The sequence below is a fragment of the Psychroflexus gondwanensis ACAM 44 genome, from assembly GCF_000355905.1.
Taxonomy (GTDB): Bacteria; Bacteroidota; Bacteroidia; order Flavobacteriales; family Flavobacteriaceae; genus Psychroflexus; species Psychroflexus gondwanensis.
This window is the reverse complement of the sequence record NZ_APLF01000005.1, coordinates 242,101-257,706: the sequence shown is the minus strand read 5'-3', so window position 1 is coordinate 257,706 and position 15,606 is coordinate 242,101. Positions and strand designations below refer to the sequence as shown.

Below are 15,606 nucleotides of genomic sequence, written 5' to 3'. Positions count from 1 at the left end.
CAATAAAAAAAATAATTTTTATAATCTAAATTCGAATCCTCCATAGATACCAAATGGATGACCTGGCCTAAGACCAGCAGGAACCCTAGAGACTTCGTATTCTGTATCTAACATATTGATGACATTAGTCGTCAAACTAAAGTTATTCGTTAAATGGTATTTAGCTGAAATATCTAAAATGAAATTACTTCCTACTTTTTCATTGGTTAGAATGTCTCCAGAACCAGCTTGAGTTCTAAATTCCCCTCTATATCTAGCATTAGCATGAGCTTCAAATTTTTCAGCTATGAAGCTTAAGCCTGCATTAAACTGATGTCTAGAAATGTAGGGGACTTCATCTCCTGAAGCCACCGCTCCCCAAATACCAACATTACTGTCAAAGGTATTTTGGAATTTTGCATCTGTAAATGTATAGGTCATCGTTAGGGGAAGGCTGAAGTTGACGTTATTGGTTAGAAAATCATAACCCCCTAGCACTTCAAGCCCTGATACATCCACTTCGCCTGCATTAAACAAATCTAAGGTACCAACACCGCCAGTTGCCGCTAAATCGCTCCCAAGGAGATTGCTATAGTCATTATAAAAACCGACGACTTCACCAGAGAAACCGTTGTGACTAAAGCGTGTTCCTAATTCATAATTCACACTCTGCTCGGAGCTTTCTCCTTCTGTGGTTCCAGCTGGAGAAAAACCTTTGTGAACTCCACCGAACAAGGAAAATTCTTGGTTAAACTTATAATTAACCCCAATTCCTGGTATAAATTCATTCATTTCATTAGATCTAGTACTTAAGTCAGTTCCAGTTCTAGTGACATCTTCGGTTCCAAAATCATTTCTTTCTAAAGTGATATTCTCATATCTCAACCCAGGAGTGAATGTCCAACGTTTGTACTTCAATTTATAAAGAACGTGAGCAGCGAAAGCATCGGCATCGGTTATTCTGTTAGAATCTGTTCCAGGAATCCCTTGTTCCACTAAGTTCATATTTCCACCGATCATGTTATAACCATCGACCCATTGAAAGCGGTCTTCTTCATCTTGGTGAAATCTTAAACCTACTTCAATGTCGTGAAAAACTGATCCAGTGGTAAAGTGATAATCCGCTTTAGTTTGAATGCCTTGTGAATAATATTCTCGATTGTTATTTTTTACATTAAGAGCAGAACCTTGGAAGTTCTGTGTTCCATTCACTAGTCCAAATAAAAACGGAAAGTCTTCTGGATTTTCAATTAAATTTGAAATGCTAGCTGAACTTCCGTTGGCGGATACATCATCTAATTTATACCAATTTCTTTTAAAATCATTTCTATAGGCAGTTGTTGTGATTCTAAAATAATCTGAGAATTTTGCAGTGTGAGTCAGCATAAATTGCGTGTGCTCTGTATCCATCAAATCTTTTTGTGAACCTGCATATCTTCTATAAGGAGTTGTCCCATAATCTTCATCGGTTAGCCCAAGATAAGTTTCATCAGATTGTTCATCGGAATACTGAAACTTAAAGTCTAAAGATTGCTGGACTCTAGCTTCGGGATTTGTATTAACTCTAAATTTTGCGACAAAATCATCAGTATCAAATCCTGTATTTCCTCCATTATCAAGATTTTTAAAGCCATCTGAACGCCGTTTATTATATTCAACCATATAGCCGAAGTTTTTGAAAGAATCGCCAACATTAGCATAACTATTTAAGGTATTGTATGTTCCATAGCTTGTTCTTAAATTAGCTCTGAAGTCATTTGGGATTTCTGTAGATATAAAATTGATGGCTCCACCAGTGGTATTTGGACCATATTGAATTTGGCTACTTCCTTTTAGGACCTCTACAGATTGCATCCTGTTAACATTAGGAAAATAATATGCAGAAGAAGCACTATAAGGAGCAGGAGCTATTAAAACTCCATCTTCCATGATGTTTATTTTAGAAGAACGCTCTGGGGATGTTCCTCTTAAGCTTATATTAGGGCGAAGTCCAAATCCATCTTCTTCATAAATAGAAACCCCTGGTATTTGAGCTAGAACTCGGTTGATATCGGTATAATTTTGTTGTTGAAGTTCTTTTTTGGATAGAAAATAGGCAGAACCTGTTCTATTCTTTACTTCAAACTTACTTCCCAATAATTTATTAGCAACGATAGTTACCTCCCTTAAATCTTGTATGGAATCCGAAGATTTTTGTTTATTTGATTTCGTTTGTGCCTCTACACCTATAATGCTAAAAAGTAAAACTAAAGAAAGCATTAGTTTTTTAATGGTACTCATCCTCATTCCTGTTTATTTGGATTAAATATTAATTGCGGGCGCAAAAATAATGGCAATCTTTAGTTTGCGCAAGCTTATTTAGATTTAATTCAAATAGAAGTTCTCATAGCATTGAAAACCAGTTCAGTATTTAGTTTTAACTTTTAGGTTGTTTATTTACATTTTAAACTGACAATTAAACCCACTTATGAAAACACTTGTATCCATTTTTGTAATTTTTCTAATTCTTTCCTGTAATTCGGTTAAAAAAACCAAGCAGGCTATAAATTCTGGTAATTATACGGAAGCAATTAACCGATCTGTAAAACAGCTACAGAAAAATAAATTCAATAAAAAAGGATATCAGTATGCCAACTTACTAAAGATTTCTTTCGAAAAGTTTAGGGAATCTAATTTAAAGCGCATAGATTTTTTAGAAAAAGAGACCCTAAAAAATAATGCGAAGCCTATTTATGAATCCTACCTAAGGCTTCAAGATATTCAGAATAGAATAAAACCTCTACTTCCTCTTGAGAATGAAGATGGGAGTAGAGTGGTGTTTGAGTTTTATGATTTTTCAGATGAAATTATAGCTGGAAAGGAGAATTATGCTGAATACTTGTATGTGAAAGCAAGTCGATTTTTAGATTCAGAAGTTAAAATTGATAGTCGATTAGCTTATAATAGTTTTGTGGAACTGGAAAAACTTGCTCCAGGATATAAGAATACATCTAGTTTGAAGCGTGATGCGTATATCAATGGAATTGATTTTGTATTAGTATCGCTTTATAACAATACTGAGCAAATCATTCCGGCTTTACTAGAAGATCGACTATTAAATTTTAATACTTATGATCTCGATGATTTATGGACGGAATACCATGTGAATCCAAGAGAGGATTTTACTTATGATTTCGCAATAGATATTAATTTCACCTCAATACAGTTTTCACCAGAACGATTACTTGAGCGTCAAGTCCCATTAGAACGTGCAGTGGTTGATGGGTGGAGATTTAAAAAGGATAGAGCGGGTAATTTTATTTTTGACCAAGGGGGGGATAAAATTAAAGAAGATATTGTTATTAATGTTAGTGGAACTTTATTTGAAACCGTTCAATCTAAAGAAGTTAAAGTTATAGCAGAAGTCAATTACTTTGATTTAATCTCAGATCAAAAAATAAATAATTACCCATTGGAAAGTCTTTTTATATTCGAAAATAGATTTGCAAATTTTGAAGGTGACAAAAAAGTTTTGAATAAAGATGAAAATTACCTTTTAACAAGAGGACCAGTTAACTATCCATCTCACGAACAAATGCTTTCTGATGCTTCCGAAGATATTAAAGCCAAGCTTAAATCAATTTTGAAACAACAAATCAGAAATTAATTGTCAATAAATCTTTTGTAATGCTCAAGCCTTTCAAAAATCTCTTTGACGTAGTTATAAGGTTCCTCACCTCGAACGTATCCATACTTTATAAACGATTTGTTGTAATGCTCAGGAAAACTGAGATCGAGCATTGCAAGCTCTACATTATCATCCCATATCAATGGATCTAGACCTTGGGTTTCAGCAAGTTTTTGGGCGTCTTTTACATGGTATAATCCACTATTGTAAGATCCTAAGGCAAACTTAATTTTTTGGATGCTGTCTTTGACATTACTATGACTTTCTAACATCTGTTTTAAATAAGTCGCTCCAGCTTTTAAGCTTTGATTTGGATTATATGGATCTGTAATACCTAGCTCCCTTGCCGTAGCAGGCATAATCTGCATTAGACCACTAGCTCCAGCCCAAGAATCTCTGTTTGGCTTAAATTGAGATTCTTGATAAGCCACAGAAGCCAAGAGCCTCCAATCCCATTCTATCCGTTCTGCATTTTCTTTTAGGATATCATCGTAAGGGCTTATTTTATTTTCATTGAGGCTGTAAAATTCACTAACGACTCTGGTTTTATAAAGTCTTTTATTTTTAAAATACTTATTATATATCACATGATAATCTGTTGTTTTCTTTGCCTTTTCAAGCCATTGATTAACCGCTGATAGTAAATTAGTATCTCTTTTGCGGACTGCCCAGCCAATACGCTGAGATAGGCTTAGTGATGTGCTGATGTCTAAGATAGGGTAATAGGAAGAGTTGATAAATGCAATGTTTTCATCTGCAATGGTGAACTTAATATCTCCGTCTACGACTTTCTTAATTATTTTATCTGTAGATAAAGTTCCTCTGAGTGTATCAATTATAATTGGACCTCCTAGCTCGCTAGATAAGTTCTTAATTCTGGAAGCATAAGAAGAATTACGCTTTACTGATATAGTATCATTAATTAATTCAATGGGGTTAGTTACCAATTGATTTTTAATTTCATGCAATTTCATTCTACGCCAATTTTCGGGTTTTTTCTGAATTAAAACTTGGTGAGAAAGATATAAGGGTGTTGTAAAATTTATTTTTCTTTTCCGGTCTTCAGTAATGGTGTATCCATAAGCTAAAAGATCGCCTTCTCCTTCTTGAAGTAGTTTTATTAAGTCATTTTCATCTTTGGCTATTACCATTTCTAGTTCAACATCCAAGTCTTTAGCCATTCTTTCTAAAAGTTCATATTCAAAACCCATCGGGCGACCTTTGTATAAGAAATAAGTAGTTCCTGAATAAATGGTTAAAGCTTTCAATTTTCCACTTTCTTTAATGTCTTGAAGGTCTCTGGAAAATTTTTCCGAATCTTCTTTTTCATTATTGCCTTCGGAATTGGATTGACACCCTATATTTATCAACAGTAAAAGGAGTAATATTTTTTTCATTTTAATTAGAATATGATTTCAATATAGGCATTTAGTTCCATGATATAGGGCATTTTCTTAATATTATGACAATAAAAAAGCCAGAAAATCTGGCTTAAATTGATCTAATATTCTGAAAATGAATTATTTAATCTTCATTCTCGTCATCTTCTCCTTTCTGAGGTAAATCTACAAAATTCATCTCCATTTCTTCATCTTCATAATCTTCCACATCAAATTTTGTCATGGTATCTTCCAATCTTGTGCTTATTTTCACCAAATATATGGTGTCTTCAGTTTTAACTTCAACAGCCTCTACAGTTTCCTTTTTAGAGTTTTTAAAGACTAGAACATCTCTGTCATCATATCCATCAGGATACTTTTGAACTAATAAAGAGAGTATTTCTGGTGTAAGTTTTTTGTAATCGATGATGATTCTTTTCATTCTAGATTCAGTTTATACTAACAAACATAGAATAAAACTTTACATAAAAAAACTAAATCACTTTAAAATAAAGACGTTTTTTAAAGTAGCTATAGAGTCGCAGTTTTCGAAAATTAAACCCAATCTTTCCTCATTAATTTCACCTTCAATTTGATAAATTTTGCAAGGTTTTGCTTCGATATTACTTTCTTTAAAGTTAACATCTCCAGACTTTAAAATATAGGAGATAGCAGATGTATCTATCTTTTTCTGATTAAAAAACTCTAAAGCTTCATCAGTAACGACGCGATCTTTAATCCGAATATTTTTTAAAACTCTGGAATCCAAGCCCCAGTCGCAGGATGTTTTTTTACCACCCAAGAAGAACATCAGCATGATAATACCAACAACAAAGCCTGATAAGTAATAGCCAAGTCTATGAATAAATTTCATAAAATAAATTTAGAAAATAAGTAAATTAGGATCTCTGTGATTCAGGTCGAACCAATCTGCTACAGATTTATTGGTAAGAATTCCATGATAAAAATACAACCCATTCCTAAGGCCTGCATCTGTTCTTAAAGCGTGTTCTAAGCCTCCTTCTTCACCAATATGAAGCAAGTAAGGAGTGAAAATATTGCTGATAGATAGCGAGGCTGTTCTAGAATATCTTGAAGGTATATTGGGAACACAATAATGTATCACTCCGTGTTTTTCCACAGTAGGTTGATCGTGAGTTGTAATTGATGAAGATTCTACACACCCTCCCATATCAATACTCACATCAATAATAACCGCTCCTTTCTTCATTTTTTTCACCATTTCTTCAGTCACAATTACAGGAGCTCTATTTTGTCCTCTTACGGCACCGATAACTACATCGGCTCTTTTTAGAGCTTTAAGTAAGATTTTAGGTTGAAGAGTGGAGGTAAATAAGGGTCTTCCAACATTACTTTGTAAACAGCGCAGTTTAGTAAGGGAACTGTCAAAAACTTTTATACCCGCACCCAATCCCATAGCGCTTCTTGCAGCATACTCTCCTACTGTTCCAGCCCCAAGAATAACAACTTCTATAGGCGGCACCCCACTTATGTTTCCAAACATAAGTCCGTTGCCTCCAGACATATTGGATAAATATTCTGCTGCAATTAAAATGGAAGATGTTCCTGCAATTTCGCTCAAAGCTCTTACCGCGGGATAACCTCCAAATTGATCTTTTATAAATTCAAACGCCAATGCTGTGATTCTTTTATTTGCTAAAGTTTCACAATATGATTTTTTTCTGGTTTTTAGTTGTAAGGCTGAAATAAGTATAGATTGAGGTTTCATCAACTCCAGCTCCTCTTCAGATGGAGGTGCAACCTTCAAAACTATTGGACAGGCAAAAACCTTCTGAGTGCTTTTAGTAATTTCTCCCCCAGCTTCACTATAATCCTTATCGTTAAAATTAGCTTGGTTTCCAGCTCCACTTTCAATTAGAACCCGGTGGCCATTTGCTGTAAGAGCGTTCACTGCATCTGGAGTAAGGCAAACTCGTTTTTCTTGATAAGACGTTTCTTTTGGTAAACCTATAAATAGCTCTCCTTTAGAGCGCTTTATTTCTAGCATTTCTTCCTGAGGAAGCAATTCTGAGGTTGTGAAAGGAGATTTTGAAGAGTGTTGATTCATTATGATGATTGCTAGGGCTAAAATAATTAAAATTAATCGGAAACTCTCGTTTAATCTTTAAAACTCAGTCAATACGATAGTTCTTGTTTGTTCATCTTTAGCTGTAAATTTTAGCAAGCTGTAGTGTTGTGGCCACAAATTTGGGATTTTCTCAGGCCATTCTATAAAAACTTGGTGAGAGGAGTCAAGATATTCTTCAAAACCCATATCATAAGCTTCTTGTTCGTCTTCAATTCTATAAAAATCAAAATGATAAACAGAATTGGTTATGCCTTCATATTCATTGACCAAAGAAAATGTGGGGCTCGAAACACGGTCTTTACTTCCCAATTGTTTTACAAGCTCTTTGATTAACGTTGTCTTTCCAGAGCCCATTTCTCCTGAAAAAAGAATATTCTTAGATTCTACATACTTCAGAATTTGAGAAGCAGTAGGTTCTATATCGCTTAATCGGTAAGTGAAAGTCATAATTTTATCTAGGTTCTAATACTGCAAAAGGAATGATCATTTCTTCTAATGAAATACCTCCGTGTTGATAGGAGTTTCTGTAATAATTCACGTAATAGTTGAAATTATTAGGATAGGCTAAAAAGTAATTCTCTTTTGCAAAAATAAAAGAACTAGACATATTGATACTGGGCAAATGTATTTTTTTAGGATCTTTTGCAACAACAACATCCTTTTCATTATAAGTTAGACTTTTTCCTGTTTTGTATCTTAAGTTTAAACTTGTGTTTTTGTCACCAACTACTTTAGAAGGATTTTTGACGTTAATCGTTCCATGATCTGTCGTCAAAATCAATTTGAAACCTAAGCTTTGAGCTTGTTGAATGATATCCAGTAAAGGAGAGTTTTTAAACCAACTTTGAGTTAGAGATCTATAAGACTTATCGTTAGAGGCCAATTCTTTTATGACTTCCAATTCTGTTTTAGAATGCGATAACATATCGACGAAATTATACACCAAAACGGTCAGGTCGTTGTCTTTTTGACTTCTAAAATTATCAGCTAACTTTCTCCCTTTAGCAACATTGGTGATTTTATGGTATTGAGTTTTATAATCTTTTCCAAGTCGTTTTAGTTGAGCTCTCAGAAATTCCTCTTCATATTGATTTTTTCCTCCTTCCTCTGTATCATTCAACCAATATTCTGGATAAATTTTTTCCATATCGGAAGGCATAAGACCCGAGAAAATAGCATTTCTCGCGTATTGTGTTGCAGTGGGGAGAATACTGTAAAAAGGTTCCTCTTTAATTTTCTTATAGTGATTTGCTATAATAGGCTCGAACGATTTCCATTGGTCGTACCTTAAGTTATCAACCACGACTAATAGTGTAGGCTGTTGCTTTGATATTTCAGGTAGTATTTTCGACTTGAAAAGAGTGTGAGATAGAGTAGGAGCTTCAACACCTTTTTCGAACCATGTTGGATAATTTTGATCTATAAATTTGCAAAATTCGATGTTAGCTTCATTTTTTTGAGATTCAAGAATTTCAAACATCCCTGTATCTTCGACATTTTCTAACTCTAATTCCCAATAAATCAATTTCAAATATAAGTCTACCCATTCTTGAAAGGAATCCACGTCAGTCAATTCCATAGATATTTTTCTAAACTCCTGTTGGTAATTGAGTGTTGTCTTTTCTGAAACTAGCCGAGTATGGTCTAGATTTTTCTTTAGACTTAGGAGAATCTGGTTTGGATTGACAGGTTTAATTAGGTAGTCTGCTATTTTAGAACCAATGGCTTCTTCCATGATATATTCTTCCTCACTTTTGGTAATCATAATCACAGGAAGATCTGTTCTGATGGCCTTTATTTCATTAAGTGTTTCCAGTCCAGTAAGCCCTGGCATATTTTCATCTAAGAACACAATATCAAATCTATTTTGCTTCACTTCATCTACAGCTTCAGACCCACTTTTACAAGTTGTCACTGCATAAGATTTTTTTTTAAGAAACAAAATGTGTGGCTTTAGCAAATCTATTTCATCATCTGCCCATAGTACTTTTATCTTTGACATATATAGCTTTATATTTGTGGTATAAAAAAAACTGATTTGAACCAAAGGAACAAACTTAAAATAATAAACGATCCAATTTATGGATTTATTACGATACCAAGCCCCTTAATTTTCGACCTCATTGAGCATCCATACTTTCAGAGGCTGAGGAGAATTACTCAAATGGGGTTATCTCACCTTGTTTATCCAGGAGCTAATCATACTAGATTTCATCATGCCTTAGGATGTCTTCACCTCATGAAGAAGGCTGTCGATATTTTAAAGTTTAAAGGTGTTGATATTTCAGAAGAAGAGGAGGAAGGCGTACTTATTACTATTTTACTCCATGATATAGGTCACGGACCTTTTTCTCATGCTTTAGAGCATTCTATAGTTAGTGATCTAAGTCATGAATACCTCTCCTTGGAATTTATGAATAGATTAAATATAGAGTTTCAAGGACAGCTCACTTTAGCTATTAATATTTTCAGAGGAAATCACGATAAGAAATTTTTATGTCAACTCATTTCAAGTCAGTTAGACATAGATCGTTTGGACTATTTAAAGCGAGATAGCTTTTACACAGGGGTGGCAGAGGGTAATATCAATAGTGAGCGCCTTATCAATATGCTTAATGTAGTGGATGATAAGTTGGTTGTAGAAGAAAAAGGAATTTATTCAATCGAAAAATTTTTGGTTGCTAGACGTTTAATGTACTGGCAAGTCTATTTGCATAAAACAAGTTTAAGTGCAGAACAACTTCTGATTAGGTTATTGAGAAGAGCCAAATATATTTTTGAAACAACAGATGAACAGATAGAAAATTCAACCCTAAATTACTTTTTAAGGCATGATATTAATTCTGAAAATTTTGATGATATCACTCTCCAACTTTTTTCAAAATTGGATGACTACGATATCATTTCAGCCTTAAAGAGCTGGCAAAATCACGATGACTTTGTTTTGAGTAGATTGAGTAAAATGATTTTGAATAGAGATTTGTTAAAGATTAAACTGAAAAATGAACCTATTGATCAAGAAAAACTAAAGTGTCATCTTTCTAAAGTTATTAAAAATTATAAGCTTTCTGAAGAAGAAGCAGAGTATTTTGTATTCGAAGGAACTACTTCCAATTTAGCTTATCAGCCTGATAAGGAACATATTAACATATGGTATAAAAACGGAAAGATTAAGGATGTGTCCTCGGCTTCAGACCAGCTCAACCTAAAAGCATTATCTAAAACTGTAGTAAAGCACTACTTATGTTATCCAAAAACCTATAATTAACGGTTTTTTTCTATTTTTGCCAGAATGAAATTTACAGCCCAACAAATTGCAGATATATTAGACGGAGACATTGTGGGAAATCCAGATGTAGAAGTTAATAAGCTTTCTAAGATAGAGGAAGGCAAAGAAGGATCGTTAACCTTTTTATCTAATCCAAAATATACTTCATACATATACAAAACTCAAGCTAGCATTTGTATCGTCAATAAAAGCTTTGAGAAGACTCAAGATATATCAACAACATTGATTAAAGTTGAAGATTCTTATGATGCATTTTCAAAATTACTTGAGGTCTATAATCAGATAAAATTAGATAAAAAGGGTATTGAAACGCCAAGCTCTATATCAGATACAGCCAAACTAGGAGAAAACATCTACGTTGGAGCTTTTACTTATATAGGTGAAGATGTTGTTGTGGGAGATAATGTGAAAATTTACCCCAATGTTTATATAGGTGATAATGTTACTATAGGAAATGGTGTCACCATATTTGCTGGTAGCAAAATTTATTCTGAAACTCAAATTGGTAACCATTGTACACTCCACAGCGGAGTTATAATAGGTGCCGATGGATTTGGATTTACGCCTTCAGAGAATGGAGAATATTCCAAAATACCACAAATAGGAAATGTCATAATAGAAGATTTTGTAGATATAGGTGCTGCCACTACAATAGATAGAGCTACATTAGGGTCTACCATTATTCGAAAAGGTGTAAAGCTAGATAATCAAATTCAAATTGCCCATAATGTTGAAATTGGAGAGCATACTGCAATTGCAGCCCAAACGGGTATTGCGGGATCTAGTAAAATTGGAAAGAACTGTTTAATAGGCGGACAAGTGGGTATCGCAGGGCATATAAAAATAGGTGACCGCGTAAAAATTCAAGCTCAAACAGGTGTTGGAAGGAATATAAAAGATGATGAAGCTATACAAGGTTCACCTGCTTTTGGATATAGCGACTTTAATAAATCCTACGTGCATTTTAGAAATTTTCAAAAAATAGTAAGCCGTTTAGATCATATAGAAAAACAATTTCCAAAGGATGAAAATTAATAACCAAACTACTATAAAAAAAGAAGTATCCTTACATGGGGTAGGGCTTCATACAGGTCAAAATGTAACTTTGACTTTTAAACCTGCTCCTATCAATCACGGATTTGCTTTCAAAAGAGTTGATCTGGAAGGAGAACCTATTATTCCTGCGGATGCAAGCTTAGTAACCAATACCGATCGAGGAACAAGCCTAGAAAAAAACGGGGTTGCTATTCAGACTTCAGAGCACGTTCTTGCAGCCTGCGTAGGGATGGGAGTTGACAATATTCTTTTAGAATTAAATGCCTCTGAGCCTCCAATAATGGATGGATCTTCAAAGTATTTTGTGGAAGCTCTAGAAGAAGCTGGTGTCGAAGAACAAGATGCTCCTAGAGATGAATTTATCGTGGAAGATGTGATTTCTTTTTCAGATGAAGAGACAGGTTCAGAAATCCTTGTGATGCCTTCCAATGAATACCAAGTGACTACCATGGTAGATTTTGGAACAAAGGTATTGGGGACGCAAAATGCTTATTTGAATAAGATGAGCGATTTCAAAAAAGAAATTGCAAACTCAAGAACTTTTAGTTTTCTACATGAGTTAGAAGCGATGTTGACCAGTGGATTAATAAAAGGCGGAGATCTCAACAATGCTATTGTTTACGTAGATAAAGAACTATCTCCAGATACGATGGAACGCTTAAAAGAAGCTTTTGGTAAAAATGAAATTTCAATAAAGCCCAATGGAATTTTAGACAATCTTACTCTCCATTATCCAAATGAGGCAGCAAGGCATAAACTGTTAGATGTAATTGGAGATTTGGCATTGGTAGGAACACACATACGAGGAAAGGTGATAGCCAATAAGCCAGGTCATACCATCAACACTCTATTTGCTAAAAAGTTAGCGAAAATAATAAAAGCTGAAAAGAGAAATAAAGTTCCAAAATTTGACCTTAATAAACCACCACTTTATGATGTAACTGAAATCATGAATAGGTTACCTCACAGGCCGCCTTTTTTACTGGTAGATAAAATTTTTGAACTAACGGATCGGTCGGTTATTGGAACTAAAAATGTGACTATGAACGAACCTTTCTTTGTAGGACATTTTCCAGGTAAACCAGTAATGCCAGGCGTTCTTCAGATAGAAGCTATGGCTCAAACTGGTGGTATTTTAGCCTTAAGTACGGTGGACGATCCCGAAAATTACTTGACCTATTTTATCAAAATAGATAATGTTAAATTTAAGCAACAGGTTGTACCTGGAGATACGCTTATTTTCAAACTAGAATTAATATCTCCAATTCGACGTGGTATTTGTCACATGCAAGGTTATGCTTATGCCAATGATAAATTAGCATGTGAGGCCGAACTCATGGCAAAAATCGTAAAATCTAAATAAAATGAATCAACCTTTAGCATACGTTCACCCAGGTGCAAAAATTGCCAAAAATGTGGTAATTGAACCTTTTACTACAATTCACAACAATGTAGAAATTGGTGAGGGAACTTGGATTGGTTCTAATGTTACCATTATGGAAGGTGCTCGAATCGGAAAGAATGTAAGTATTTTTCCTGGCGCTGTAATTTCAGCTGTTCCTCAAGATAAAAAATTTGAAGATGAAGACACTATTACTGAAATAGGGGATAATACCACGATTCGGGAATGTGTAACCATCAACAGAGGTACCAATGACAGAATGAAAACTAAGATTGGAAAAAATTGTTGGATTATGGCTTATTGCCATATTGCCCATGATTGCATTGTAGGTGATAATTGTGTGTTTTCCAATAATAGTACTTTAGCGGGTCATATTACCGTTGGAGACTATGCAGTTCTAGCAGGGATGGCCGCGGTTCAGCAATTTTGTAGCATTGGACGTCATGCGTTTATCACCGGAGGATCGATGGTAAGAAAAGATGTTCCTCCGTTTGTAAAAGCAGGAAGAGAGCCCTTATCCTACGTTGGGATTAATTCTGTAGGCCTAAGACGCAGAGGTTTTGATACCGATAAAATAAGAGAAATTCAAAATATTTATAGGATTCTTTATCAAAAGAATTACAATAATACACAAGCCGTTTCTATTATTGAAGCGGAAATGGAGGCTACTCCAGAACGAGACGAAATATTGCAATTTATAAAAGATTCCCAGAGAGGAATTATGAAAGGATATTTTTCAAACTAAACACCCATGGCAACAACAAGCGACATTAGAAATGGTTTATGCATAAAATATAACCACGATATATTCAAGGTGACGGAATTCTTACACGTTAAACCTGGAAAAGGTCCTGCTTTTGTGCGGACTAAATTAAAAAGTGTTACGACAGGAAAAGTTATTGATAATACGTTTTCTGCAGGACACAAAATTGAAGAAGTAAGAGTAGAAACTCACAAATACCAGTTTCTGTACCAGGAAGGTGAATTTTATCACTTTATGCATGTTGAAGATTTTACACAGATCAGACTTCTTCAAGCGGCATTAGATATGCCAAATTTACTTAAAGAGGGTGAAGTAGTGACTATACTTATCAACACAGAGGACAATCTTCCTTTATCCGTAGACATGCCTCCTCACGTTGTTTTAAGAGTGACTCAAACGGAGCCGGGAATTAAAGGAAATACCGCCACAAATGCTACTAAATCTGCAACTTTAGAAACAGGAGCTGAAGTAAACGTTCCTTTATTTATCAACGAAGGGGATAAGGTGAAAGTTGAAACTGAAAAGGGAACTTATAAAGAACGAATTAAAGAATAAAAAGCTAAGCTGAATGAAGTTTCCACAACCACAGACTCTTTTAGAAATTTCTAGACTCATCAATTCTGAATTTATTGGTGATCAACATTTTGAAATTCAAGGTATAAATGAAATTCATGTTGTAGAAGAAGGAGATATTGTATTTGTAGACCACCCTAAATATTACGATAAGGCTTTAGAGTCTAAAGCAAGCGTGATACTTATCAATAAAACAGTAGATTGCCCTGAAGGAAAGGCGCTATTGATATCTGAAGATCCGTTTTCAGATTTCAATAAAATTACCCGTCACTTTTCACCGTTTACAGCGGCAGATGCACAAATTTCAAAAACAGCTTCCATTGGTCATAATACTGTTATCCAACCAAATGTATTTATCGGTAACCATGTTAAGATTGGCAACAATTGTATCATTCATAGTAATGTTTCAATATACGATGGGGTAGAGGTTGGCAATAACGTTCAGATTCATTCAGGTACTGTTTTAGGTGCAGACGCTTTTTATTATAAAAACCGTCCTTCACATCACGATAAATTACTATCTGGAGGTAGTGTTAAAATTGAAGATGAAGTAGAGATTGGAGCACTATGTACTATCGATAAAGGGGTGTCTGGAATCACACTCATAGGAAAAGGCACAAAAATAGATAACCAAGTCCAAATTGGACATGATACAATAATAGGGAAGAAATGTCTTATTGCCTCACTAACAGGAGTAGCAGGTTGTGTGGTTGTAGAAGATGAAGTCACCATGTGGGGGCAAGTTGGTGTAGCCAGTGGATTAACTATAGGGACTAAAGCCATTATTTTAGCCCAGTCTGGAATTAGTAAAAGCCTAAAACCAAATAAAACTTACTTTGGAACGCCTGCTGAGGATGTAAAAAAGAAATACAGAGAATTAGCTTACATTAGTAGGATACCAGAAATCATTCAAAAACTTAAAAATTTATGAGTTCAGATCACAAAAAATTGGTCACAAACTTTTTTACTTCCAAATACTACAAAGATCAATCTGAATTTGAGAAGTTTATACATCCAAAACTAAAAATAGACTGGAATAGCAGCAGGGGTTTTTTTCAGTTCAATTATAAAAAGTTTTATAAGATGTCCCTAGAAATGGGGAAATCTTTCGAAAATATGTCTCCAGAATTTTCTCATGTAGTCCAAGAAGATAACCAAGTGTTTGTAAGGTTTACTTACAATGTAGAAACGGTTGAATCTCAAGATTTGATTGGATTGGCAGACTTTTTTAGCGTTTGGGAAATAAAAGACAATAAGCTTTACAGAGGTTATATCATGTCTCAACCTTGCGACGAGGGTTTAGAAGGTATGCTCTCTTTCATAAATGAAGTATAATTAAGCAATTAAATAACTATATAATTTTTAAGGCTCGTCTTAAAAATTTACTT

At 34.4% G+C, this 15,606-nt stretch carries 15 protein-coding genes; 8 read left to right on the top strand and 7 right to left on the bottom strand.

The features are described 5' to 3' along the window. Positions 1–18: 18 nt before the first annotated feature. A complete protein-coding gene (locus PGOND44_RS06855; RefSeq protein WP_003438856.1) occupies positions 19–2,259 on the bottom strand; it encodes a TonB-dependent receptor family protein in 2,241 nt (746 codons plus the stop codon). Between the two features lie 187 nt (positions 2,260–2,446). On the opposite strand from PGOND44_RS06855, the gene PGOND44_RS06850 reads away from it, so the two are divergent. Continuing rightward, the gene (locus PGOND44_RS06850) at positions 2,447–3,625 is read left to right on the top strand and encodes a hypothetical protein (protein ID WP_003438854.1); all 1,179 of its coding nucleotides are present in this window, start codon (positions 2,447–2,449) and stop codon (positions 3,623–3,625) included. On the opposite strand, the gene PGOND44_RS06845 is transcribed toward PGOND44_RS06850, so the two are convergent. The 6 genes from PGOND44_RS06845 to porX all read right to left on the bottom strand — a co-directional run bounded on the left by PGOND44_RS06845 (position 3,622) and on the right by porX (position 9,137). Next, positions 3,622–5,043: an MltF family protein gene (locus PGOND44_RS06845; protein WP_003438852.1), complete on the bottom strand. Its 1,422-nt coding sequence runs from the start codon at positions 5,041–5,043 to the stop codon at positions 3,622–3,624. The genes PGOND44_RS06850 and PGOND44_RS06845 overlap by 4 nt on opposite strands. 127 nt (positions 5,044–5,170) lie before the next feature. Beyond that, positions 5,171–5,467, bottom strand: a complete 297-nt coding sequence (locus tag PGOND44_RS06840) for a hypothetical protein (protein ID WP_003438850.1) — start codon at positions 5,465–5,467, stop codon at positions 5,171–5,173. 57 nt (positions 5,468–5,524) lie between these two features. After that, positions 5,525–5,899 carry a DUF4258 domain-containing protein gene (locus PGOND44_RS06835; protein ID WP_003438848.1) on the bottom strand — a complete coding sequence of 125 codons (375 nt, stop codon included), beginning with the start codon at positions 5,897–5,899 and terminating at the stop codon, positions 5,525–5,527. Positions 5,900–5,908: 9 nt separating this feature from the next. Continuing rightward, positions 5,909–7,114: an alanine dehydrogenase gene (locus tag PGOND44_RS06830; RefSeq protein ID WP_003438846.1), complete on the bottom strand. Its 1,206-nt coding sequence runs from the start codon at positions 7,112–7,114 to the stop codon at positions 5,909–5,911. Positions 7,115–7,171: 57 nt separating this feature from the next. Then, positions 7,172–7,582 (bottom strand): tRNA (adenosine(37)-N6)-threonylcarbamoyltransferase complex ATPase subunit type 1 TsaE, encoded by a 411-nt coding sequence (gene tsaE, locus PGOND44_RS06825; protein WP_003438844.1) that lies wholly within the window; start codon positions 7,580–7,582, stop codon positions 7,172–7,174. Between the two features lie 4 nt (positions 7,583–7,586). Then, positions 7,587–9,137, bottom strand: a complete 1,551-nt coding sequence (gene porX / locus PGOND44_RS06820) for a T9SS response regulator signal transducer PorX (RefSeq protein ID WP_003438842.1) — start codon at positions 9,135–9,137, stop codon at positions 7,587–7,589. 36 nt (positions 9,138–9,173) lie between these two features. Between porX and PGOND44_RS06815 the strand changes: the two genes are divergently transcribed. Genes PGOND44_RS06815 through PGOND44_RS06785 form a run of 7 tightly spaced genes read left to right on the top strand, consistent with a single transcriptional unit; the run spans position 9,174 to position 15,553 of the window. Beyond that, positions 9,174–10,403, top strand: a complete 1,230-nt coding sequence (locus PGOND44_RS06815; RefSeq protein ID WP_003438839.1) for an HD domain-containing protein — start codon at positions 9,174–9,176, stop codon at positions 10,401–10,403. 24 nt (positions 10,404–10,427) lie between these two features. Further along, positions 10,428–11,459 carry a UDP-3-O-(3-hydroxymyristoyl)glucosamine N-acyltransferase gene (gene lpxD, locus PGOND44_RS06810; RefSeq protein WP_003438835.1) on the top strand — a complete coding sequence of 344 codons (1,032 nt, stop codon included), beginning with the start codon at positions 10,428–10,430 and terminating at the stop codon, positions 11,457–11,459. Beyond that, positions 11,449–12,843, top strand: coding sequence for a bifunctional UDP-3-O-[3-hydroxymyristoyl] N-acetylglucosamine deacetylase/3-hydroxyacyl-ACP dehydratase (locus PGOND44_RS06805; protein ID WP_003438834.1), 1,395 nt, complete (start codon positions 11,449–11,451; stop codon positions 12,841–12,843). The genes lpxD (PGOND44_RS06810) and PGOND44_RS06805 overlap by 11 nt, the downstream gene beginning before the upstream one ends. 1 nt (position 12,844) lies before the next feature. Next, on the top strand, positions 12,845–13,627 hold the full coding sequence (gene lpxA, locus PGOND44_RS06800; protein WP_003438832.1) for an acyl-ACP--UDP-N-acetylglucosamine O-acyltransferase: 783 nt from the start codon (positions 12,845–12,847) through the stop codon (positions 13,625–13,627). 6 nt (positions 13,628–13,633) lie between these two features. Then, entirely contained in the window at positions 13,634–14,200 is a 567-nt protein-coding gene (gene efp, locus PGOND44_RS06795) for an elongation factor P (protein ID WP_003438830.1), read from the top strand. Positions 14,201–14,213: 13 nt separating this feature from the next. Beyond that, positions 14,214–15,149: a UDP-3-O-(3-hydroxymyristoyl)glucosamine N-acyltransferase gene (lpxD, locus tag PGOND44_RS06790; protein ID WP_003438828.1), complete on the top strand. Its 936-nt coding sequence runs from the start codon at positions 14,214–14,216 to the stop codon at positions 15,147–15,149. Beyond that, positions 15,146–15,553, top strand: a complete 408-nt coding sequence (locus PGOND44_RS06785) for a hypothetical protein (protein WP_003438825.1) — start codon at positions 15,146–15,148, stop codon at positions 15,551–15,553. The genes lpxD (PGOND44_RS06790) and PGOND44_RS06785 overlap by 4 nt, the downstream gene beginning before the upstream one ends. The last annotated feature ends 53 nt before the right edge of the window (positions 15,554–15,606 follow it).

Coding starts and splice junctions, on each gene's coding strand:
- PGOND44_RS06855 (WP_003438856.1), bottom strand. CDS start 2,259: ATGAGTACCATTAAAAAACTAATGCTTTCTTTAGTTTTACTTTTTAGC.
- PGOND44_RS06850 (WP_003438854.1), top strand. CDS start 2,447: ATGAAAACACTTGTATCCATTTTTGTAATTTTTCTAATTCTTTCCTGT.
- PGOND44_RS06845 (WP_003438852.1), bottom strand. CDS start 5,043: ATGAAAAAAATATTACTCCTTTTACTGTTGATAAATATAGGGTGTCAA.
- PGOND44_RS06840 (WP_003438850.1), bottom strand. CDS start 5,467: ATGAAAAGAATCATCATCGATTACAAAAAACTTACACCAGAAATACTC.
- PGOND44_RS06835 (WP_003438848.1), bottom strand. CDS start 5,899: ATGAAATTTATTCATAGACTTGGCTATTACTTATCAGGCTTTGTTGTT.
- PGOND44_RS06830 (WP_003438846.1), bottom strand. CDS start 7,114: ATGAATCAACACTCTTCAAAATCTCCTTTCACAACCTCAGAATTGCTT.
- tsaE (WP_003438844.1), bottom strand. CDS start 7,582: ATGACTTTCACTTACCGATTAAGCGATATAGAACCTACTGCTTCTCAA.
- porX (WP_003438842.1), bottom strand. CDS start 9,137: ATGTCAAAGATAAAAGTACTATGGGCAGATGATGAAATAGATTTGCTA.
- lpxD (WP_003438835.1), top strand. CDS start 10,428: ATGAAATTTACAGCCCAACAAATTGCAGATATATTAGACGGAGACATT.
- PGOND44_RS06805 (WP_003438834.1), top strand. CDS start 11,449: ATGAAAATTAATAACCAAACTACTATAAAAAAAGAAGTATCCTTACAT.
- lpxA (WP_003438832.1), top strand. CDS start 12,845: ATGAATCAACCTTTAGCATACGTTCACCCAGGTGCAAAAATTGCCAAA.
- efp (WP_003438830.1), top strand. CDS start 13,634: ATGGCAACAACAAGCGACATTAGAAATGGTTTATGCATAAAATATAAC.
- lpxD (WP_003438828.1), top strand. CDS start 14,214: ATGAAGTTTCCACAACCACAGACTCTTTTAGAAATTTCTAGACTCATC.
- PGOND44_RS06785 (WP_003438825.1), top strand. CDS start 15,146: ATGAGTTCAGATCACAAAAAATTGGTCACAAACTTTTTTACTTCCAAA.